Source organism: Micrococcus sp. IITD107 (assembly GCF_041927415.1).
Lineage (GTDB): Bacteria > Actinomycetota > Actinomycetes > Actinomycetales > Micrococcaceae > Citricoccus > Citricoccus terreus.
Genome location: NZ_JBHFFN010000004.1, coordinates 191,594 through 209,770, shown reverse-complemented (window position 1 = coordinate 209,770; position 18,177 = coordinate 191,594). Strand labels below are relative to the sequence as shown.

Genomic DNA, 18,177 nt, shown 5'->3' with positions numbered 1-18,177 from the left:
ACCTGCGCCAAGGTCCCGACGGCGGCCGCGCACCTCAGTGCCCGGCTCACCCGCTCACGCCCAGCCGGGTGGAGGACGGTGACGGGGTGGGCGTCTCGGTCTTCTCGAACCGGTTGCCGGGCACGGTCAGGTTATTCGGATCCGCACGGTACTCCTGCAGCGAGGGGTGCTCGGAGCAGGCGGTGTAGCTGCCGATCTTGGTCCGTTCGGTGGAGACGTGCACGGTCATCAGGGTCCCGTCCGCCTGATGCAGGGCCATGAAGCGGTCTCCGTCCTGCGGCATGGAGCCCTTGCCCCGCCGGGTCTCCGAGTACCCCTCGGCCTCAGCCCACTGCGCCACCTCGTCCAGCGTGGCGTCCGGTTCAGCGTGTCCCGCGCCGTGCAGGATGACCTGGAACTTCAGGGGTCCGTCCATGGCATCGGCGCCGGCCAGATCACCGCTGCGGCACGGGGCGGGGTTCAACTCCATTCGGTCCATGGCCAGGTCGAACGGCTTCTCGTTCCGCGTCCACTCGCCTCCGAGCAGCTCCGTCACGCCTGCCATATCGGAGAACATGCGGTCCAGCAGCACCTCGGCGGTCTGATCTGCCGTCTGATCCTCCGCCTGCTCAGCGGGGGCGGTCGGGGATGAGTCTGGGGTGCTCATATCGATCTGCTCCTGGATCGGGGAGGACGGGGTGTCGGAGGGGGTGCCCACCGGGGCTGTACAGCCGGTGAGCATGAGTGCCAACAGTCCTGCGGCGGCTGCACGGCGCGTCATGAGAACATCTCCTCCACCTTCTCGTGCAGCTGTGTCTGCTTCTCGTCGATCCAGTCGTCGAGATCGTTCTGCAGTCCGTCCACCACGCTGTCCCCTCGCTCCTGCAGCCAGTCCACGGGGGCGTCTGGCACCCACCAGCGCTCCTGCTGCCAGGTGTCCACGCTCTCCTGGACGCTGTCCTGTCTGGAGTCCACGGTATCGCGCAGGTCCTGCTGGGTGGTCTCGATGAACGTCGGCAGGCCGCCCTCCTCGAACGCGTCGTAGAGCTGTTCCCCGTAGGGGATGACCTCGGGCCACGTCTCCCGGACCCAGTTGACGCCACGCTCCGCCAGCCCCTCGAGGTCCTGCTGGCGGTCATCCACCCACTGGTCGGCGTCGGACTGCGTACCGTCGATCCAGCTGTCAGCACGATCCTGCACCCAGTCGATCGGGGCATTCGGCACCCACCAGCGCTCCTGCTGCCGGTCGATCCAGCTGTTGGCCTCATCCTGCTTCCCGTCCACCCAGGACTGTGCGTCGTTCTGGTGTGCGTCTACCCAGGCGTGAGGCTGGTCCATGATGATCGGGACAGGATCCTCGCGCAGGTCGTCCCACCAGGACTGATCGATCAGCTCCACCTCGTGCCCGTTGCCGTCGAGGATGGACGCGATCGAGTTGAGGGACATGGTGTCGGGCTCGGTGTAGCCGTTGCCGTGCGGCTCCACGCCCATGTGACCGGTGGTGGGAAGCTGGTCCTGACCGGGGCCGCCGTCGGAGGAGAAGACCTTCGCTCCCCATTCATCGTCGGTGGGGGAGACCCGCTGATCTCCGCCGAAGGGACTGAGCGTCTGTCCCAGCGGGACGGCGATCATGTCTCCACGGGCCTGGGTGGCGTAGACCTCGGGGCGGCCGTCAGCGTCACGGGCCACATTCAGGGCCTCGGCGTTCGGGACGTAGTCCGGGTCCACGCCCACGGAGCCGTACATGACGTAGCTGTCCACGGTGTGCTCGGTCATCGTCAGGGCATAGGCGGCTGTGGGCGTGCCGTAGGAGTGGGCGGCCACAGTGAATCGCGGGTCTGTCTGCGGGGTCTCGGGCAGTCCCTGGGTCTGCGCCACATACTGGGCATTGGCCGAGCGTGACTCCTGGAACGCGTCGAGGGCGTGGGCCAGCGGGATGGCGCCTTGGTAAGCGGCCTCGTTGGAGAGGACCTGGGATGAGCCGAGGGTGTCCGGGTGATGGGCGCCGTCGGGGGTGTCGTAGCCGATCCAGAGCACGGTGGCCCGGTCACCGTTCGTGGCGTCGTAGATGTGCTGCAGCTCGTCCATCATGGCGGGGGCTCCGTTGGTCTCCGCACCCATGCCCGGCACGCGCCAGGTGACGTTGTCGGCGGTGTCCGGGTTGCCGATCGCCAGGGCTCCGAGCACATGCTCCTGGGCATCGTCGTGCCGCAGGGAGATCAGATACCGGTGCCCGTCCTGGACGTCGGCCAATGCCTCCCGGATGTTCTTGAGGTCGTTCCGGTGGTCGTCACTGAGCGTGGGGTCCTGGTCCAGCAGGTCCAGCACCTCAAGGTTCGCCGAGGCGCGGTCCGTGTACGGCACGCCCTCGGTGTTGCCCACCAGCCCCGGCAGCGCGAGCACCAGGGCCGTCTGCTGCTCGGTGCTCAGCCCCTGCCACCAGGCCGCGCCCTCGGCACCGCCGGGCCAGGAGTCCAGGTCTCCCTCCGTCGTCGGGAGCGGGGGAGGGGAGACCCGCAGACCGGGATGCAGCGCACCCAACGCCTCGATCTGCTCGGGGGAGAGGCCGGCCAGGTACTCGTAGTAGGCGGCCAGGTCCTCGCCGCTGGCGTTCGGCATCATCGCCTGGTCATAGAACTCCTTCGCCTTCACGACGGCGGGATCCCGAGTCCCGTAGGCGAAGTTCGCCTTCACGGCGCGGTCCGGTCGCAGGGCCATGGCGGTGTCCACTGCCGCGGCGTAGGCGGTCTCGGCCTCGGTGAGGCGGTTGACCAGGGCGTCAGCGGAGGCCTGGACGGGACCCTCGTGCTGGGCCTTCAGGCGGGTGCGATCGCCGTCGGTCACGTCCTCGCCGAGCGCCTCGATGTCACGGTCGTAGGCTGTCTGCGCGTTGGGCAGATCGACGGTGAGAATGGTGTGCCGGGCGGTGCGGATGGCGTCGAACTCGTCTGCGGCGGCACCTGCGGCGTCCTGGAGCCCCTGGGCCATGGAGACCACATCGTCCACATCGGCGTCCGGGTCGGCGAAGGCGCTGTAGAGGTCATCATCATGGTCGGTGTCCGAGTAGATGCCGGGCAGGACGGCCCAGTCGGAGGCCAGATCCTGCACGGTGGACTGGAGCGTCTTGACCTGGGTGAGCACGTCGGAAGCCGCGGTGCGGATCGGCTCACCCTCGGGGACGTGGTCGGTGGCGGTGAGGTTCACGGTCAGCGGCATCTCACTCCACCGCCTGGCTCTCGGCGCGCACGGCCATCTCGCGGTCCCCGGACTGCCAGTGCGTGGCCGCCTCACGGGTGCCGGCGGCGAGGTTCTCACACTGCACGATCACGTCCATCAGGGCCGGTCCCAGGTCGTCCGCCCCGGCGGACTCGGTGCGGCCGGCGCAGGCCGTGGTGCCGAAGGCGAGCTTGAGGTCGGCCACCGCGTCCTCCACGGAGACCTTGTCCTCGGGCATGTCCAGGACCACCGGGTCCACCCGGTCGAGGAAGGTGAAGACCGCCTCGTAGTTGATCGTCGGCATGCGGGTCCTCCTTCGGTCTCGATCTGCGGCGCGCCACCTGGGGTCAGCGCAGCGGCACACTCTCGACCGTAGGGAGAGGCGGGCGGGGCGTCGATGGGGAGAACTGCCCATGCGCACCCCGGCGGACGCGCATACTTGAGGCGTGGACTTCCATCTTCTGGCGACCGTGATCGCCGCCATCGCCCTGATCGTGGCCGCGCTCGGCACCATCTTCCCGATCCTGCCCGGCTCGATCCTGAGCATCATCACCTTGATCGCCTGGGCCTGGGCCCTGGGTTCACCGGCGGCGTGGACCGCGGGGATCATCGGTTCTCTCATCGCGCTCGCGGGACTCTCCGCCTCCGCGGTGCTGACCGGGCGGAAGATGAAACGCGAGCAGATACCCAACGGGCCGATCCTCGTGGGAGTGGCCGGGGCCGTCGTCGGGATGTTCGTCATTCCGGTGGTGGGCCTGTTCGTGGGATTCGCCGTGGGACTGCTGGCCGCGGAGATCGTGCGGCGAAAGGATCTGCGCGCGGCGGTGCGGTCCTCGGTGGAGGCGCTGAAGTCGATGGGCCTGGGCATCCTGGTGGAGTTCGGCTGCGCCTGTCTGGCCGGTTCGGTGTTCGCGATCGGGACTCTGGCCCACTTCCTGAACCGCTGACCTGGCCTAGGCGTGAGCGGCTGGTTCCGGACTGTCAGCACGCGCCTGGCGCAGGGGCTGCTCTTGGTAGCGTTCGTGCCAGCCGATGAAGATCGCCAGGCACACCAGCGGGAAGAACAGGGTGGACGACGGGCGGTCGAGGACGTAGTCGACTGCCGAGACGAGCAGCACCAGCCAGGGGATCCAGGGCAGCTTCTGCCACCGGCGGCCACCGGACACCACGCCCAGCAGCACGGCACCGATCACCATGGCCAGCGGGAACGGCCCCGCGTGGTCCGTCGGCACCCCGGCCATGTCGGTCAGGACGGTCACCAGGACAGCGGCGATCAGGACGGGGACGGAGGCACGCAGCGCGGGGAACAGGTGGTCCTTGAGCCGTCGGGCAGCGAGCATCCGACCAGGCTGTCACAGTCGGCGCCCTGCCTACCTCTCGGCGGGGCCGTTCACGCTGATGCTCGTGCCAGAGAAGGGACAGCGTGGTCATCCAGAATGCGGTGTACATCCACGCCTCATTGTTGGTGGCGTACATCGCGGCGGTGACGGCGAGTCCCGCCCAGGGCAGCCAGGGCGTGGTCTGCCACCGTCGCAGGTGAGCCACCACCCCGATGGCGATCAGCAGAGCCCCCGCGGTCCACGGGAAGGCATCGGTCTGGTCCGTGGGCGTGCCCACCAGCTGCACGGCCAGGACCACAGCCGTCAGGACCACAAGGATGGGCGCGGTGGCTTTGACGGCGTGCTGCATGGGTCCCCCTGGATCGGCGCGAGCGGTGGTCACCTGTGCCCGGCCTGTCAGCGACTGCCCGGGTGCGCCACTGGACCTTTGTCCACCGTGGACGCGGCAGACTGGACTCATGGAGATCTACGACGTCCAACTCGATCCCACCGGTACCCTGATCGACTGGCCTCAGCTGATCCTGTGGGGCGTCCTGGCCCTCGCGGGTCTGATCGCCGCGGTGTTCCTGTTCCCGGGGAAGAACCGCAGCGGAGCGAGCTGGCTCTCCCGGCTCGCCGCATCCCTGGTGGGCCTGGCGATCGCCCTGCTGGCCGGCGCGCTCGCGATCAGCGCCCTGCAGGGGGTCCAGCAGCACCACATATCCGGGATTGTGGAGAACCAGGGGACGGTGGACGGCCACACCTGGGTCCAGTTGGAGTCCATGCCCTTCCCGGTGATCTGGGAAGGACACCAGATTCCCGACGACGGCCGGCTGGGTGGCCTGTGCACCGAGGGTTCCCCGGTGGCCGGCATCGACTGGACCTGCGCACCACCCCGCTGATCATTCATCTTCGGTGAGCGCAGGCGGCTGACGGGGTGTGGTGGCGGCCAGGATGCGCGCCCGGACGCGTTCAGCCCGTTCTTCCTTCTCCCGGTCACGAGCACGGAGTTCGGTGGCGAGGTCTGTGTCGTCCACATCCACGGCCTCATGCAGCGCCAGTCTCAGGTCGAGCGCATCGAAGAGCCGCAGCAGCGGTGCCAGCTCGGCACCTGCATGCCCGTCCTCGACGCGGGCCAGCCACGAGCGCGAGACTCGCGCCCGCGCGGCAGTCTCCGTCTGACTGAGGAGCTGTTCCAGGCGCGCGTTCCTCACCAGGATGCCCAGGGTCAGCGCCGTGCCGATCAGGTGGGGGTTCACGTTGCACCTCGGTCCTCGAACGAGGACAACTCTTGTCCTCGTTCGAGGACATACTTCCACCGCGAGCTCCTTCCCCGCCGAGGTTGTCCACAGACATGACGAGCCCCGCCGCAGTTCGCACTGCAGCGGGGCTCGGTCGGTGAAGCTGGTGAGCGTCGGATCAGATGATCTGGCGGTCCTCACGCTTGGCCTCGGCGGCGTCCTTGTAGAAGCCCCAGGCGATGGCGATCAGCACGCCGAGCACGAGCACCGGCCACATCAGCACATACGCAGTCAGTAGTGCGGTCATGATTCCTCCTTGCGATCCGTTCGGATCAGATCATCAGGTCAGTTCGAGCGGGCAGCGCCGGCGGGGACACCGTCGGCATCGGGACCGGCAGCATCGGCGGAGGCAGCGGCGGCCTCCGGCGTCGTCGGGTCGAAATCTCCGGTGACGTGCTGGATGGTCTCGAAGTCGAAGTTCTGCTTGGAACGGAAGCTCATGAAGTAGCAGACCAGGAACGAGACCGCATAGGCCACCAGGGAACCGGAGAGCACGGCGTAGTCGCGCAGGTAACCGAACGTGAACGGGGCGGATGCCACCACGGCCAGGCCGCCCACCACGATCGCCGGCTTCAGGCCGAAGAAGCCGAACGCCATGATGCCCAGCACCACACCGATGCCCACGGTCGCCAGGGCCTCCACGATCAGCGCCCAGCCACCGTCCAGCGCCAGCCACTCGAAGCGGACCGGCAGGAAGACCACCAGGGCGGCGATCACGGAGACGGTGAAGGCCATGTTGGTCACCTTCGGCCAGTAGAACGAGGCGATCACGGGGAACACCAGGCAGCCCCACAGGGCGCCGACGAACACCAGCAGGTCCAGGATGTTGAACTGGCTGGTAGCGAAGAACAGCGCGGCACCGGTGGCGATGATCATCGTCACGCGGCCGATCAGCAGCATGGTCTTCGGGTTGGCGTTGTCGCGGCCCACCGACTGTCCGTACATGTCTGCCATCACGATGGAGGACAGTGCGGACAGATCCGAGTCAGCAGTGGAGGACAGTGAGCCGATGATCATCAGGAACGCCAGCGCCACCAGGATCAGCGGCAGGTACTGCGAGACCATCTGCGGGATCAGGTTGTTGACGTCACCGTCCATGGGCTCGATGCCCAGGTACAGGGCCATCACGCCGAGCATGCCGATGCCGATCACGGTGCCGCCGTAGCCGATGGTGGCGGTGATGAAGGTCGGCTTGATCAGGTCCTCACGCACGGCGAACAGGCGCTGGGCGATGGTCTGGTTGCCGATGGCGTAGGCCAGCACGGCGGCGATGTACGGTGCGCCCTGGTTCATGAAAGCCTCGGAGGAGAAGAAGTCCTGCTGCTGCGGGGTGACGTTGCCTGCGGCCACCCCGGCCTCGAACATAGACGGTCCGCCCGCAGCGAAGAACACCACGGGGATGATGATGACGGCCGCGCCGAGCATGGCCATCACCTGGGCGAAGTCAGTCAGGACGGAGGCGCGGAAGCCGGACCACAGGGTGTACAGCAGCACGCCCGCGGCGATGATCAGGATGCCGGCCCCGAAGCTCAGCGGGGAGAGCATGGCGATCAGGGCGCCGCCGGCGATGAAGTTGGAGGTCAGCGAGATCAGCGAGCCCAGCACGTTGGACCCGGCGAGCATCAGCTGCGAGGAGCGGCCGTGGCGGGCGTACATGACCTCGGCCAGCGTGTGTGCCTTGGGGGCGACCTTGCGGATGCGCTTGCCGAAGGGGTAGATGAACAGGATCATCAGCGCACCCCACAGCCCGTAGTGGATGGGGCCGGAGACGCCGTACGTGTAGCCGGCGGTCGCGGAGGCGTACATCGAGGAGGCCCAGATCCAGGTGGCCGTCATGGACGCCGCGGAGACGCCGAAGCCGATCTGGTTGCCGGCGGTCATGTAGCCGTCGGCGTTCTCCTTCTTGCGGCTGATCATCATGGACATGACCAGCGTTCCCCCGTAGAAGAGGGCGAGCAGCAGGGCAACGAGCCCGATGCCCAGATATGTCATTTCCTGTGCGGGCGGCACGGTCTTCCTTTCGTCGGCTGACAGGTCAGCCGCCGGCACCGGCAGGCGCGCCTCAGGTGCTTGCGCTCTCACGCGCGAGGCTGTGCCGCTGGTGCGAAGCGGCGTCCGGTCCTCACTCGTGGGCGCGTGATGCCCGAGGGACCAGCAGTTCAGCCCAGGCGGTCCTGGGCAGGCAGGCCGTGAGCACTCCACAGCCACCATTTCCCGACGACGGCCGGGCGGGTTCCGAGCATCGGCTCGGCTTCACCGGGTCTCACCCGGAGAACGGGGCTGCCACTCATGCATCGCCTGCGCTGACTCGATGCGCTTCTCGGCGCGGTCTGGAAGCACGAACACTGCACGTGGGGCAGTCCCTGCGGCGCCTCTGCGCCACAACGGCTGGCGGTTCTCCACGAAACTGTGGAGTAACACCAGCCGACCCCACTGTTTCATATTCACCTGTGGGTGGCCAATCTCGCCCTGACCGGCCGTAGGGTGTGGCCATGCAGACCAAGGGAAGAGTCGCGGTGGTGACCGGGGCCGGTTCGGGCATCGGCCGGGCCGTGGCGGAGCTGATGCTGGAGAGCGGTTATCGAGTGGTCCTGGCGGGCCGGCGAGCGGAGCTGTTGGAAGAGGTGGCGCGGGGCAGAGAAGGTGCCCTGGTGGTGCCCACTGATGTGACCGTCGTCGGGCAGGTGGACCGGCTGTTCCAGACCGCTGTGCAGACCTGGGGGCGCGTGGACGTGCTGTTCAACAACGCCGGGGTGACCGGTCCGGCGGTGAGTGCTGCGGATCTGGATCCGGCGGACTGGGACGCCACGGTGGCGGTGAATCTGACAGCGGCGACCCTGTGCGCGCGGGTGGCCATTCGCATGATGAAGGAGCAGGACCCGCGGGGTGGGCGGATCATCAACAACGGTTCGATCGCGGCGCACACTCCGCGGCCGCAGTCGGTGGCGTACGCGGTGACGAAGCACGGGATCACAGGGCTGACGAAGTCGATCGAACTGGACGGGCGCGCGTTCGGGATCTCCTGCGGGCAGATCGACATCGGCAACACGGCCACCGAGCTGGCGGACGCGTTCGTGGCCGGACCGGGCGCCCTGCAGCCGGACGGGCGGCGGATCCACGAGCCCACGTTCCCGGTGGCCGAGGCCGCGCGGGCGGTGCTGTTCATGGCGGACGTCCCGCCGAGCGCCAACGTGTTCAACCTGGTGATCACCGCTGCGGGCATGCCCTTCGTCGGCCGCGGGTGAAGGGTGGAACTGCCGTGCGGACATGGAACGGTGGGCGGTCCAGGAGTATGATGGACCGGTGCCGCCGGGACTGCCGGCAGCGCGCGGGGCTATAGCTCAGTTGGTAGAGCGTTTCGTTCGCAATGAAAAGGTCAGGGGTTCAATTCCCCTTAGCTCCACTCGCCACCCTCGAAGGCCCCGGGACGTCACGCCCCGGGGCCTTCGTCGTACCCTGCCTTACTTGTCTGCGACGCTCTTGTCCCGGACGTGGACTGAGGTCCGGCCACCAGAGTTGGGGCCAGATGTAGGGAGATTCATCGCTTGTGTTCGGCAGAGAGTCCAGTGCATACTGGTACCAGATCCCGTACCACTTTGAGGAGGCGTCATGGCAGTCACGGCGACGGAGGCTCGCAAAAACCTCTTTCCCTTGATCCAGCAAGTCAATGAGGACCGCGCCCCCGTCGAGATCACGTCGCGCAATGGCGATGCGGTGCTCATGTCACGGGCGGACTACGAGGCACTGGAGGAGACGGCGCACCTGCTTCGGGTTCCGGCGAACGCCCGCCACCTGCTGGAAAGCTTGGCGCAGGCTCGCTCGGGGGAGCGCATGGAGCGTGACTTGGAGCGATGAGGTTGGTCTTCACGCCCAACGGATGGGATGACTACACCTATTGGCTCGCAGCCGACCGCCAGAATCTGAAGCGCATCAACCGATTGATCGATGACGCCCTCCGCGATCCCACCTCCGGGATCGGCAAGCCAGAACCGTTGCGCCACATGCTCTCTGGGGCTTGGTCCCGGCGAATCACGGAGGAACACCGGCTTGTCTACCTCGTGGACGGTGACGACCTCGTCATCCTCCAGGCCCGCTTCCACTACAGCTGAGGCGCGCCCTCCATCGTCAGCGGTACGAGATCACCAACAGATGCGCGCGACGGAGGCGGAGTTCGACACGCGCCCCTGAGCTCCACTGAATTGCCCTGAACGATCAAGGGTCTCGGAACTGCGGTTCCGGGGCCCTTCGTGGTACAAAACCACTCAGCTGGCACCGATGAACGTACTCGTCACGCATCCCTGAGAGGCTGACCTGGCCGCTTGCCACGGTGCTCGAACTGCCGTAGATGTGATGCACCGCACATTCGAATCTGAGGGAGATCCCATGTCCACGCCGAACCTGTCCCGCCGTTCGTTCCTCGCCTTGGCCGGCGCCGGGGCTGTCAGCAGCATCGCCTGGCCAGCGTGGGCCGCTGATGCCCGCCGCCCCGGTGCCGTCCGTGCGCCCCAGCTCACCGCCGCGGATCGGCAGATCATCAACCAGATCCGCCCGTCCAACGCGATCGAGCACCTGACGCACCTGACCGAGAACATCGGGCAGCGCTACACCGGCACCCCGCAGGAGAGGCAGGCCGCCGACTACCTGGCCGCCACTCTCGAGAAGTACGGATACGGCGTGGACGTCGAGTCCTTCGAGGTCCCGGACCGTCGGATCGGCACGCTGACCGGCCCCGCCCTCACCGACACCTTGAACTGGGGAGTGGGACCGGCTCCCCAGGGCCCGCAGAACGTGACCGTGGCCGGAGAACTCATGGTGGCGCCGTCGGGAAATCCTGCTGACCTGCCGGCCGACCTGGCCGGGAGGATCGTCATGCGCGTGGTGACCGCCACCGAGGACATCACCCCGCTGGCCGTGGCCGCCGCCGCACGCGGAGCCGTGGCCGTGATCTCCACCCGCCGGGACGCGACCTACCCGAGCCAGGCCTCCGCCTTCGCCCCGAACCTGCACGTGGAGCGCGTGGACATCCCCGTGGTCGGGGTGAGCCAGGTGCAGAAGCACGCGCTGCTCGCCGCCCTCGAGCGCGGTGCGGTCCGGCTGACGCTGACCACCGAGGAGTTCGTCAACACCACCAGCCAGAACGTGATCGCCACCCGCGCCGGACAGAAGGGCGGCCGCCCGGGTGGCCGCGACTGGGTGATGCTCGGCGCACACTATGACACCGTGATCGGCTCGCGCGGCGCCAATGACAACGCCTCCGGCACCTCGGCGCTGCTGGAGCTGGCGCGCGTGATGCGCAACGCCCCCACCTCCAGCGACCTCTCCTTCGGGTTCTGGGGTTCGGAGGAGGTCGGACTGGTCGGATCCCGGATCTACGCGCAGAACCTGGACGCGGGCGAGCGCGGACGCCTGCGCGGGGTGTTCAACAATGACATGATCGCCACCAGCTGGGCGCCCTCGGAGAAGTATTGGGTGCTGGACCTGCGCGGGGAGTCCAACCCCGTGAACCAGGCCGTCTACGCGGTGGGCGACCGCATGGGCTACCGCGCGCAGATGTCCGACATCTTCACCATGGGCCGCAGCGACCACCAGTCGTTCTCCCAGGTGGGCGTGCCCTCAGGCAACTTCGGCTGGCTGCACACCGACGGCTTCATCCTCGAGCCCGAGTACCACTCCTCCGACGACACCGTGGCCCGCAACATCTCCGTCGAGCGCCTCACCGTCGCCATGGAGATCCAGGGCGCCGCGGCCTACGCACTGGCGAAGGACTGAGGCGGCGCGGTGGTCAACTGCTCGGAGTCACCAAGTGGTCGGCCAGCATCACCGACGTCTGGTCCATCGTCAGCTCGGCAGCGGCCACTCCCGTGACCAGATCGAACGCCTGGTCCTCGCTCAGGGTGAGGCGTAAGCCGTTGAGGCGAACAAAGTGCTGCAACGCGACCCAGGCAGTGCGTTTGTTCCCATCCAGTAAGCCGTGGTTTCGAGTGAGTGACTCCAAGAGGCCGGCTGCCTTGCTCGGGAAGGAAGCGTAGACCTCGCGTCCGTAGGCGACCGTGGCAGGGCGGGCGAGGGCGGATTCGAGCAGTCCCGCGTCTCTCACGTGAAAGCCGAGGCGGTCCGCGAAGTACAGGACGTCGTCGAGGGAGACGTACTCCGTCATGCGTCAGCGAGACGGCGGAGCAGGCTGGCGTCTTCTGCCAAGACGGCCGCCAGAGTCTGCTCACGAGCGGCTTGACGATGAGCTGACTCCAGAACCATCTTCACGCCACGCAGGACGAGGGCGCTCTTGGATGTGTGTTCAGCCGCTGCCAGCTCGTCCAGCTGTGCGTCCAGTTCGTCAGGCAGTCGCAGGTTCATAGCCATGTCACTATGGTACCGGAATGGTACCGATGGGTCCGTGCTCATCTGCACCACGCGCAGGTGCCTTCACACCTCGCCGGAGACCCAGGGGCCGAGGCGGTCGGTGAGGTCCTCGTCCGTGGTGAAGGCGATGACGTCGTAGCCGCCCCGGCCTGCACCCTGGTCGCGACGGCGTGAGCCCCAGTTCTCCCGGTACTCGAGCACGGCCAGCTCCTCGTCCACCACGGTGATCACCACGGAGCGGGCGCCCGGCCGCTGGAGGTGGACCACGGCGGTGCGGGCGTCGTCCCGGTGGAGCCGCCCCACCAGCAGGCTGCCCTGCGGCGTGGGCGTGAGGTCCGCGCGCAGCTGCCCCAGATCCTGCAGGCGCTGCAGCTCGGCGGGGTCCTTCTGTGCGGACCGGGCGCCGCCCCAGGCGGCACGTTCCAGGGCGAGCATGGACCGCTGCGGCAGCGGGTCCAGCGGCGGAGTCAAGGGCTTCCCGACGGCGGCGGGAGACTCGGCATGGATGCTCGTCCAGTCCGGTGCGAGGGAGCGTGGTGACGGCGCGGGGTCGCCGTGGCGCCGGGTCAGGCCCTCCACCTCACGCACCCAGCCGGGGCGCAACCGAGCGGGCATCCCGGAGGTCCCCACGACGTGGCCGGCCACCGCGACGGCCAGTCCGCCGAAGAACCCGAGTGCCCACACGACCCCGCTGGCGGTGGTGGGGCCATGAGGTGCGAGCGCGCGCGATCGGTTCCGTCAGGCCCATCAGCACCAGCCCCGCGCCGATGAGCACGAGTCCGGGCCTCAGGTAGCCGGCGTAGATCCCCGGGCGGGAGTGCCAGCGGCGGTTCCAGCCGGCTTAGGCGCCCCAGCCGCCGATCAGGAACAGCACCCCGGCCAGCGCGAACACGATCATGTGCATCCCTCCGCTCGGCGTCAGCGGCTGCGCCCAGAACAGGCGCGGCCCGGCTCCACGGTAGCGGCTGCGGCGGGGTGCGTCGTCGGGAGATCCCACAAAGCTGTTGTCACGCGTACTCGCCATGTCCTACGATGTACTCAAACGAGTACACGTGTATTCATCACCCTGAACCACAGACCCGGAGGACCACCATGGCCGGAACAGACCAGAAGCTCGATGCAGATGTGATCGTGGTCGGAGGTGGCAACGCCGGCTTCTCCGCCGCGCACGCCGCCGCCACCCGTGGCCGCAAGGTCATCCTGCTGGAGCGCGGCACCGATGAGATGGCCGGCGGCAACAGCTACTACACCGCCGGTGCCACCCGCATCATCCACGACGGCCTGGAGGACCTGCAGAAGTTCATCGAGCACGACGACCGTCATGACCGCTCCGAGGTCCCGCCGTACACCATCGAGGACTACCGCTCGGACATGGAGCGCGTCACCGAGGGCCGCACGGACAAGGACCTGATGGAGGTGCTGATCAAGGAGTCGCGCCCCACCCTGGAGTGGCTTCACTCGCTGGGTCTGAAGTACCGCCTGATGTACGAGCGCCAGGCCTACGAGCGTGAGGACGGCGGGTTCCTGTTCTGGGGCGGACTGCATGTGGGCAACGTCGGCGGCGGCGAGGGCCTGATCGCCGATCACACCCGCGTGGCCAAGGAGCTGGGCACGGACATCCGCTACGGCCACCGTGCGCGCCGGCTGATCGTGGAGGACGGCAGGGTCGTGGGTGTGGTGGCCGAGGTGGACGGCCAGGAGGTCGAGCTGCGCGCCGAGTCGGTCATCATGACCGCGGGCGGCTTCGAAGCCAGCCCCGAGCTGCGCGCCAAGTACATGGGCGAGGCCTGGAAGAACGCCAAGGTCCGTGGCACCCCGTACAACGTGGGCGACATGATTGAGGCCGCACTTCAGATCGGCGCGGCACCCGGCGGCGACTTCACCACCTGCCACTCCATTCAGTGGGACGCCGAGCACCCCCAGAACGACTCCAACCGCGAGCTGACCAACCGTCTGTCCCGCCAGTCCTACCCGCTGGGCATCCTGGTCAACAAGGAGGGCAAGCGGTTCCTGGACGAGGGCGCCGACTACCGCAACTACACCTACGCCAAGTACGGCAAGGTGGTCCTGGAGCAGCCCGACGCCTTCGCCTACCAGGTGTTCGACGCCGATCTGCGTCCCATGGTCCGCAAGGAGGACTACGAGATGCCTGGCGTCTCCGTCCACGAGGCCGACACCCTGGAGGAGCTTGCGGACAAGATCCAGGTGGACAAGGACGCCTTCCTCAAGACGGTCAAGGACTACAACGAGAACATCAACGAGGACGCCGAGTACGACCCCAACACCCTGGACGGCCGCTCCTCGAACGTCACCCCGCCGAAGTCGCACTGGGCCCAGGCCCTGGACCGCGGACCGTTCTACGCCTACCCCGTCACCTGCGGCATCACCTTCACCTTCGGTGGCGTCAAGACGGACACCCACGGCCGCGTGCTCAACGAGTCCGGCGAGCACATCGAGGGACTGTACGCAGCCGGTGAGATGCTGGGCGGCCTGTTCAGCATCAACTACCCTGGCGGTGCTGGACTGGCCGCGGGCATGACCTTCGGCCGCCGGGCGGGCTCGCTCGCCTGATCGGCTGACCTGCTCGACCGGTCCGAAGAGACCAGGACGGCGCACCCCTGCGGCACTGCGGGGGTGCGCCGTCCGTTCGGTTCCGGTTGAGGCCGGTCAGAACCGGCCAGGTCACCGAACTTCCCGACGACGGCCACTGACCACCCAGCGCACCGCACCTTCCGCACGAGTCACCTGAGAGACGAGCCGATGACAGCCAAGCATGACCGCGACAGCATCTTCAGTGCCCTGCGCGATCAGATCCTGCGCGGCGAACTCACCGCCGGCACCCTGCTGCGTGAGGTGGCGCTGGGGGAGCGGTTCGGGGTCTCCCGGACGCCGGTGCGGGACGCGCTGATCCGGCTGGAGGAGGCCGGGCTGATCGTGCGCACCGGGCGCGGGCTCGAGGTGCGCGGGGTGGACCCGCAGGCCGTGGTGCAGGTGTATGACATGCGGATCCTGCTGGAGGAGGAGGTGGCCGGACAGGCTGCCGAGAACCGTTCCATCAATGACCTGCTCAAGCTCGAGGCCCTGCTGGAGCGCGACCAGCGGATCGAGGACCGCTCGGACAGCACCCTGATCCAGGCCAACCTGGAGTTCCACCGTGCGGTCTGGGACGCCGCCGCGAATCCCATCCTGATCGACCTGCTCCAGCGGCTGGACGGCCACCTGGTGCACGCCCCGCGCTCCACCCTCTCCGTGGACGGCCGCTGGGAGGAGTCCCTGGTGGAGCACGCCGCCCTGGTGGACGCCCTGCGCAGCCGGGACCGCGAGCAGGCCCGTGCGATCGCCCGCCGCCACTTCGAACAGGCCCGCACCCTGCGCCTGAGCCTGCTGCGCCAGCTGGTCGCCAGCGAATCCGTCCGCGACCTCTGAGAACCCGCATCACCCCCTGATCACCCCCTGATCACGTGAACGATCCAGACAGAGACACGCCGATGAACACCACATCCGTCGTACACGTGATCTGAGAAGTCAGCCGGTCCAGAGGTAGCGGTGCTCGGGGCGGCCGGTCGCACCGTACTTGGGCCGCAGCTGCGCCAGTCCGCGCGTGCTCAGGAAGTCCAGGTACCGCCGCGCACTCACCCGGGACACCCCGCACGCCTCGGCCACCTCGCGCGCGGAGAGGTCCACGCCCGGCCCGGGCTCCTGCAGGGCCTGCGCCACCCGCTGCAGGGTGGGCGCCGAGAACCCCTTGGGCAGCCGCGCGGCCAGCTCCGCCAGCCCCGCTTCACCGGCACCGGCCACAGCATTCCCGACGGCGGCTCCCTCACCTGAGGCGCCCGCCTCACCCAGGGCTCCCCGTCCGGTCACGCCGCGCACCAGCAGATCGATCTCGGCCTGGTCGAGCGCATCGGCGGCATCGTCCGCACCCACAGCATCGGCACTCTCAGCGGCGGCGAACTGTTCGGCGAACTCGCGCAGGCGCGCGTCGAACTCCTCGCGGCTGAAGGGCTTGACCAGGTAGCCGTCCACCCCGTGGCCGATCGCCCGGCGCACGGTGTCCCGCTCGCTCGCGGCAGTCACCATGATCACCGCCGTGTCCTGCCCGTGCCGGCGCAGCTCCTGCAGCACGTCCACCCCGCTGTAGTCCGGCAGGTGCACGTCCAGCAGCACCAGGTCCACCTCGTGCTGCTCCAGGAACTCGAGCACGGGCTGTCCTCGTTCCAGGACACCGGCCACCTCGAACCCGTCCAGGGCCTCCACGAACCGCCGGTGCATCCCGGCCACAGCGAAGTCGTCGTCCACGATCAGCGTGCGGATCATGTCCTCATTCTCCCCTCTCGGGCCGCCCCGGCCAGGCCGCCGTGAACCGCGCCCCACCCAGAGGCGAGGTCTCAACGTCCACCTGGCCGAGCCGTCGTCGGACGATCCTGTCCACCAGGGCCAGCCCGATCCCGCGCCCGCCTGCCGGAACAGCGTCGGACCGCCCGTCGGCGTCCTGTTTGGTGGAAGCCCCCCAGCGGAACACCTCGCGCGCCACCGCCGGGTCCACACCGGGCCCGGAGTCGTCCACGCGCACGGTGGCCCCGCCGGCTCCGGCGTCCACGTGCAGCTGGACCTGACCGCCGTCGCCCGCGGCCTCGATCGCGTTGGTCAGCAGGTTCGCCACCACGGTCAGAGTGTCCTCATCCGAGCGCCAGCCGGCACGGACGTGGGAGTCCTCCGCCACGGACAGCCCGACGCCGGCCTCCCTGGCTGCCGCGGTCTGCGCACCCACCAGCGCGGTGAGGGAGGGATCCTCCAGATCCACGGGGCCAGCCGCGCTGCGGGTGCCGGTCAGGCTGCGCACGTACTGCTGGGCCTCGTCCGCCTCCCCGAGGGAGAGCAGCCCGGAGATGACGTGGAGACGGTTGGAGAACTCGTGGGTCTGGGCGCGCAGGGTCTCGGCCAGGCTGCGCTGCCCCTCCAGCTCCCGCACGGTGGTCTCCAGTTCGGTGCGGTCCTGCAGGGTGAGGGTGCGCCCGGCGGGGCGGCCGTCGATCAACGCGGGGCGCAGGCGGGCCACCAGGATGCGCTCGCCGGCCAGCAGCAGGGTCGTGGATTCGGGGGACGCGGTGGAGTCAGGGGACTCGGGGGAGTCAGGCGCACCAGCCACCCCGGACGCCCCAGCACCAGCCAGCATCGCACCCACATCCCCCTCGAACACCTCCCGCGCCGGGCGACCCTCCGCCGTCACATCGGGCGGCAGATCGAGCAGCCGCCGGGCCTCGTCGTTCAACAGGGTCACCACGCCGCGCTCATCCACGCCCACCACGCCGTCGCCCACGCTGTGCAGCAGGGCCTCGCGGGACTGATGCAGGGCGGCCATCTGCTCCGGCTCCGCCCCGTAGATCCGTGTGCGCACGTACCGGGCGGCCAGCGCCGCAGCCGCTGTCCCCAACGCGGCGGCGCCGAGCACCCAGGGCGCGAAGCCGAGCACCACGGCCAACAGGTCCCCGCGGATCTCGGACTGCTGCACGCCCACCGAGACGGTGCCCACCACCTCATCCCCATCCCACACGGGCACCTTGGACCGGAACGTCACCCCGAGGGGGCCCTCCTCCGTCCCGCGGAACGTCTCCCCGCCGCGCACCGGTCCGTGGTCGGAAGACACCGGCCGCCCGATCTGCTCCGGATCAGGGTGCGCCACCCGCAGTCCGTCCCGGTCGGCCACCACCACGAACGCCACCCCGGCGGCACGCTGGGCCAGGCGCGCGATCGGCTGGATGTGCTCAGAGCCCTCCGGCTCGTTGATCCACCGCACCACGTCCCGGTTCTGGGCCATCTCCTCGGCCACGGTGTGCACCTGCTCGAACGCCAGGTCCCGGGTGCGCAGGTCCTCGAACCGCAGCACCACCAACGCCACGGCCAGCACGGTGAACAGCACGATCGCCAACTGGAGCAGCAGCAGTCGCAGCCGCATGCTGCGCCGCAGCCGGCCACGCTCCCGGGTGGGATTCATGCCCTGT

The 18,177-nt window shown here is 68.5% G+C and carries 21 protein-coding genes and 1 tRNA gene; 9 read left to right on the top strand and 13 right to left on the bottom strand.

The features are described 5' to 3' along the window. Positions 1–46 precede the first annotated feature (46 nt). From ACEXHE_RS09230 to ACEXHE_RS09220, 3 genes are read right to left on the bottom strand one after another with little or no spacing between them, the layout of a single operon-like run. The gene (locus ACEXHE_RS09230; protein ID WP_374785585.1) at positions 47–760 is read right to left on the bottom strand and encodes a hypothetical protein; all 714 of its coding nucleotides are present in this window, start codon (positions 758–760) and stop codon (positions 47–49) included. Further along, positions 757–3,195 (bottom strand): alpha/beta hydrolase, encoded by a 2,439-nt coding sequence (locus ACEXHE_RS09225; protein ID WP_374785584.1) that lies wholly within the window; start codon positions 3,193–3,195, stop codon positions 757–759. The genes ACEXHE_RS09230 and ACEXHE_RS09225 overlap by 4 nt, the downstream gene beginning before the upstream one ends. Before the next feature lies 1 nt (position 3,196). Continuing rightward, the gene (locus ACEXHE_RS09220) at positions 3,197–3,499 is read right to left on the bottom strand and encodes a hypothetical protein (RefSeq protein ID WP_374785583.1); all 303 of its coding nucleotides are present in this window, start codon (positions 3,497–3,499) and stop codon (positions 3,197–3,199) included. A gap of 142 nt (positions 3,500–3,641) precedes the next feature. On the opposite strand from ACEXHE_RS09220, the gene ACEXHE_RS09215 reads away from it, so the two are divergent. Further along, the gene (locus ACEXHE_RS09215) at positions 3,642–4,142 is read left to right on the top strand and encodes a DUF456 domain-containing protein (protein ID WP_091695566.1); all 501 of its coding nucleotides are present in this window, start codon (positions 3,642–3,644) and stop codon (positions 4,140–4,142) included. 6 nt (positions 4,143–4,148) lie between these two features. Here the strand turns inward: ACEXHE_RS09215 and ACEXHE_RS09210 are convergent, their stop codons facing one another. Further along, positions 4,149–4,535, bottom strand: coding sequence for a hypothetical protein (locus ACEXHE_RS09210; RefSeq protein WP_374785582.1), 387 nt, complete (start codon positions 4,533–4,535; stop codon positions 4,149–4,151). Between the two features lie 458 nt (positions 4,536–4,993). Here ACEXHE_RS09210 and ACEXHE_RS09205 point away from each other — a divergent pair, with 458 nt between their 5' ends. Beyond that, positions 4,994–5,416, top strand: coding sequence for a hypothetical protein (locus ACEXHE_RS09205; protein WP_374785581.1), 423 nt, complete (start codon positions 4,994–4,996; stop codon positions 5,414–5,416). Here ACEXHE_RS09205 and ACEXHE_RS09200 read toward each other — a convergent pair whose 3' ends face one another. The 3 genes from ACEXHE_RS09200 to ACEXHE_RS09190 all read right to left on the bottom strand — a co-directional run bounded on the left by ACEXHE_RS09200 (position 5,417) and on the right by ACEXHE_RS09190 (position 7,807). Further along, positions 5,417–5,773: a multiprotein-bridging factor 1 family protein gene (locus ACEXHE_RS09200; RefSeq protein WP_374785580.1), complete on the bottom strand. Its 357-nt coding sequence runs from the start codon at positions 5,771–5,773 to the stop codon at positions 5,417–5,419. It lies immediately after the preceding gene. Positions 5,774–5,933: 160 nt separating this feature from the next. Then, positions 5,934–6,062, bottom strand: a complete 129-nt coding sequence (locus ACEXHE_RS09195; protein ID WP_374785579.1) for a putative transporter small subunit — start codon at positions 6,060–6,062, stop codon at positions 5,934–5,936. Positions 6,063–6,100: 38 nt separating this feature from the next. Continuing rightward, positions 6,101–7,807, bottom strand: coding sequence for a sodium:solute symporter family protein (locus ACEXHE_RS09190; RefSeq protein ID WP_374785578.1), 1,707 nt, complete (start codon positions 7,805–7,807; stop codon positions 6,101–6,103). Positions 7,808–8,307: 500 nt separating this feature from the next. Between ACEXHE_RS09190 and ACEXHE_RS09185 the strand changes: the two genes are divergently transcribed. From ACEXHE_RS09185 to ACEXHE_RS09165, 5 genes are all read left to right on the top strand, one after another. Next, the gene (locus ACEXHE_RS09185; RefSeq protein WP_374785577.1) at positions 8,308–9,060 is read left to right on the top strand and encodes an SDR family oxidoreductase; all 753 of its coding nucleotides are present in this window, start codon (positions 8,308–8,310) and stop codon (positions 9,058–9,060) included. An 85-nt stretch (positions 9,061–9,145) separates the two neighbouring features. Further along, a tRNA-Ala gene (locus ACEXHE_RS09180) sits at positions 9,146–9,218 on the top strand. 206 nt (positions 9,219–9,424) lie between these two features. Then, positions 9,425–9,670 carry a type II toxin-antitoxin system Phd/YefM family antitoxin gene (locus ACEXHE_RS09175; RefSeq protein ID WP_091695580.1) on the top strand — a complete coding sequence of 82 codons (246 nt, stop codon included), beginning with the start codon at positions 9,425–9,427 and terminating at the stop codon, positions 9,668–9,670. Beyond that, the gene (locus tag ACEXHE_RS09170) at positions 9,667–9,924 is read left to right on the top strand and encodes a Txe/YoeB family addiction module toxin (protein ID WP_260062396.1); all 258 of its coding nucleotides are present in this window, start codon (positions 9,667–9,669) and stop codon (positions 9,922–9,924) included. The genes ACEXHE_RS09175 and ACEXHE_RS09170 overlap by 4 nt, the downstream gene beginning before the upstream one ends. Positions 9,925–10,198: 274 nt before the next feature. Beyond that, complete coding sequence (locus tag ACEXHE_RS09165) at positions 10,199–11,584, top strand: M28 family peptidase (RefSeq protein ID WP_374785576.1); 1,386 nt, start codon at positions 10,199–10,201, stop codon at positions 11,582–11,584. A gap of 13 nt (positions 11,585–11,597) precedes the next feature. Here ACEXHE_RS09165 and ACEXHE_RS09160 read toward each other — a convergent pair whose 3' ends face one another. From ACEXHE_RS09160 to ACEXHE_RS09145, 4 genes are all read right to left on the bottom strand, one after another. Then, positions 11,598–11,972 (bottom strand): type II toxin-antitoxin system death-on-curing family toxin, encoded by a 375-nt coding sequence (locus ACEXHE_RS09160; RefSeq protein ID WP_374785575.1) that lies wholly within the window; start codon positions 11,970–11,972, stop codon positions 11,598–11,600. Continuing rightward, on the bottom strand, positions 11,969–12,175 hold the full coding sequence (locus ACEXHE_RS09155; RefSeq protein WP_245760603.1) for a ribbon-helix-helix protein, CopG family: 207 nt from the start codon (positions 12,173–12,175) through the stop codon (positions 11,969–11,971). The genes ACEXHE_RS09160 and ACEXHE_RS09155 overlap by 4 nt, the downstream gene beginning before the upstream one ends. A 63-nt stretch (positions 12,176–12,238) precedes the next feature. Further along, positions 12,239–12,859 (bottom strand): hypothetical protein, encoded by a 621-nt coding sequence (locus tag ACEXHE_RS09150; RefSeq protein WP_374785574.1) that lies wholly within the window; start codon positions 12,857–12,859, stop codon positions 12,239–12,241. 157 nt (positions 12,860–13,016) lie between these two features. Continuing rightward, positions 13,017–13,199, bottom strand: a complete 183-nt coding sequence (locus ACEXHE_RS09145; protein WP_374785573.1) for a hypothetical protein — start codon at positions 13,197–13,199, stop codon at positions 13,017–13,019. A 68-nt stretch (positions 13,200–13,267) separates the two neighbouring features. Between ACEXHE_RS09145 and tcuA the strand changes: the two genes are divergently transcribed. Both tcuA and ACEXHE_RS09135 read left to right on the top strand, forming a co-directional pair. Then, positions 13,268–14,746 (top strand): FAD-dependent tricarballylate dehydrogenase TcuA, encoded by a 1,479-nt coding sequence (gene tcuA / locus ACEXHE_RS09140; RefSeq protein WP_374785572.1) that lies wholly within the window; start codon positions 13,268–13,270, stop codon positions 14,744–14,746. Between the two features lie 189 nt (positions 14,747–14,935). Next, on the top strand, positions 14,936–15,601 hold the full coding sequence (locus tag ACEXHE_RS09135; RefSeq protein ID WP_091695596.1) for a GntR family transcriptional regulator: 666 nt from the start codon (positions 14,936–14,938) through the stop codon (positions 15,599–15,601). Positions 15,602–15,700: 99 nt separating this feature from the next. Here ACEXHE_RS09135 and ACEXHE_RS09130 read toward each other — a convergent pair whose 3' ends face one another. Continuing rightward, on the bottom strand, positions 15,701–16,492 hold the full coding sequence (locus tag ACEXHE_RS09130; RefSeq protein ID WP_374785571.1) for a response regulator: 792 nt from the start codon (positions 16,490–16,492) through the stop codon (positions 15,701–15,703). A gap of 4 nt (positions 16,493–16,496) precedes the next feature. Then, positions 16,497–18,170 (bottom strand): ATP-binding protein, encoded by a 1,674-nt coding sequence (locus ACEXHE_RS09125; protein WP_374785570.1) that lies wholly within the window; start codon positions 18,168–18,170, stop codon positions 16,497–16,499. Positions 18,171–18,177: the final 7 nt, after the last annotated feature.

Bases quoted from the DNA above. Each gene is read 5' to 3' on its own strand.
- ACEXHE_RS09210 (WP_374785582.1), bottom strand. From the start codon at position 4,535: ATGCTCGCTGCCCGACGGCTCAAGGACCACCTGTTCCCCGCGCTGCGT.
- ACEXHE_RS09155 (WP_245760603.1), bottom strand. From the start codon at position 12,175: ATGGCTATGAACCTGCGACTGCCTGACGAACTGGACGCACAGCTGGAC.
- tcuA (WP_374785572.1), top strand. From the start codon at position 13,268: ATGGCCGGAACAGACCAGAAGCTCGATGCAGATGTGATCGTGGTCGGA.
- ACEXHE_RS09185 (WP_374785577.1), top strand. From the start codon at position 8,308: ATGCAGACCAAGGGAAGAGTCGCGGTGGTGACCGGGGCCGGTTCGGGC.
- ACEXHE_RS09190 (WP_374785578.1), bottom strand. From the start codon at position 7,807: ATGACATATCTGGGCATCGGGCTCGTTGCCCTGCTGCTCGCCCTCTTC.
- ACEXHE_RS09130 (WP_374785571.1), bottom strand. From the start codon at position 16,492: ATGATCCGCACGCTGATCGTGGACGACGACTTCGCTGTGGCCGGGATG.
- ACEXHE_RS09205 (WP_374785581.1), top strand. From the start codon at position 4,994: ATGGAGATCTACGACGTCCAACTCGATCCCACCGGTACCCTGATCGAC.
- ACEXHE_RS09125 (WP_374785570.1), bottom strand. From the start codon at position 18,170: ATGAATCCCACCCGGGAGCGTGGCCGGCTGCGGCGCAGCATGCGGCTG.
- ACEXHE_RS09160 (WP_374785575.1), bottom strand. From the start codon at position 11,972: ATGACGGAGTACGTCTCCCTCGACGACGTCCTGTACTTCGCGGACCGC.
- ACEXHE_RS09225 (WP_374785584.1), bottom strand. From the start codon at position 3,195: ATGCCGCTGACCGTGAACCTCACCGCCACCGACCACGTCCCCGAGGGT.
- ACEXHE_RS09165 (WP_374785576.1), top strand. From the start codon at position 10,199: ATGTCCACGCCGAACCTGTCCCGCCGTTCGTTCCTCGCCTTGGCCGGC.
- ACEXHE_RS09230 (WP_374785585.1), bottom strand. From the start codon at position 760: ATGACGCGCCGTGCAGCCGCCGCAGGACTGTTGGCACTCATGCTCACC.
- ACEXHE_RS09135 (WP_091695596.1), top strand. From the start codon at position 14,936: ATGACAGCCAAGCATGACCGCGACAGCATCTTCAGTGCCCTGCGCGAT.
- ACEXHE_RS09220 (WP_374785583.1), bottom strand. From the start codon at position 3,499: ATGCCGACGATCAACTACGAGGCGGTCTTCACCTTCCTCGACCGGGTG.
- ACEXHE_RS09195 (WP_374785579.1), bottom strand. From the start codon at position 6,062: ATGACCGCACTACTGACTGCGTATGTGCTGATGTGGCCGGTGCTCGTG.
- ACEXHE_RS09145 (WP_374785573.1), bottom strand. From the start codon at position 13,199: ATGGCGAGTACGCGTGACAACAGCTTTGTGGGATCTCCCGACGACGCA.
- ACEXHE_RS09175 (WP_091695580.1), top strand. From the start codon at position 9,425: ATGGCAGTCACGGCGACGGAGGCTCGCAAAAACCTCTTTCCCTTGATC.
- ACEXHE_RS09170 (WP_260062396.1), top strand. From the start codon at position 9,667: ATGAGGTTGGTCTTCACGCCCAACGGATGGGATGACTACACCTATTGG.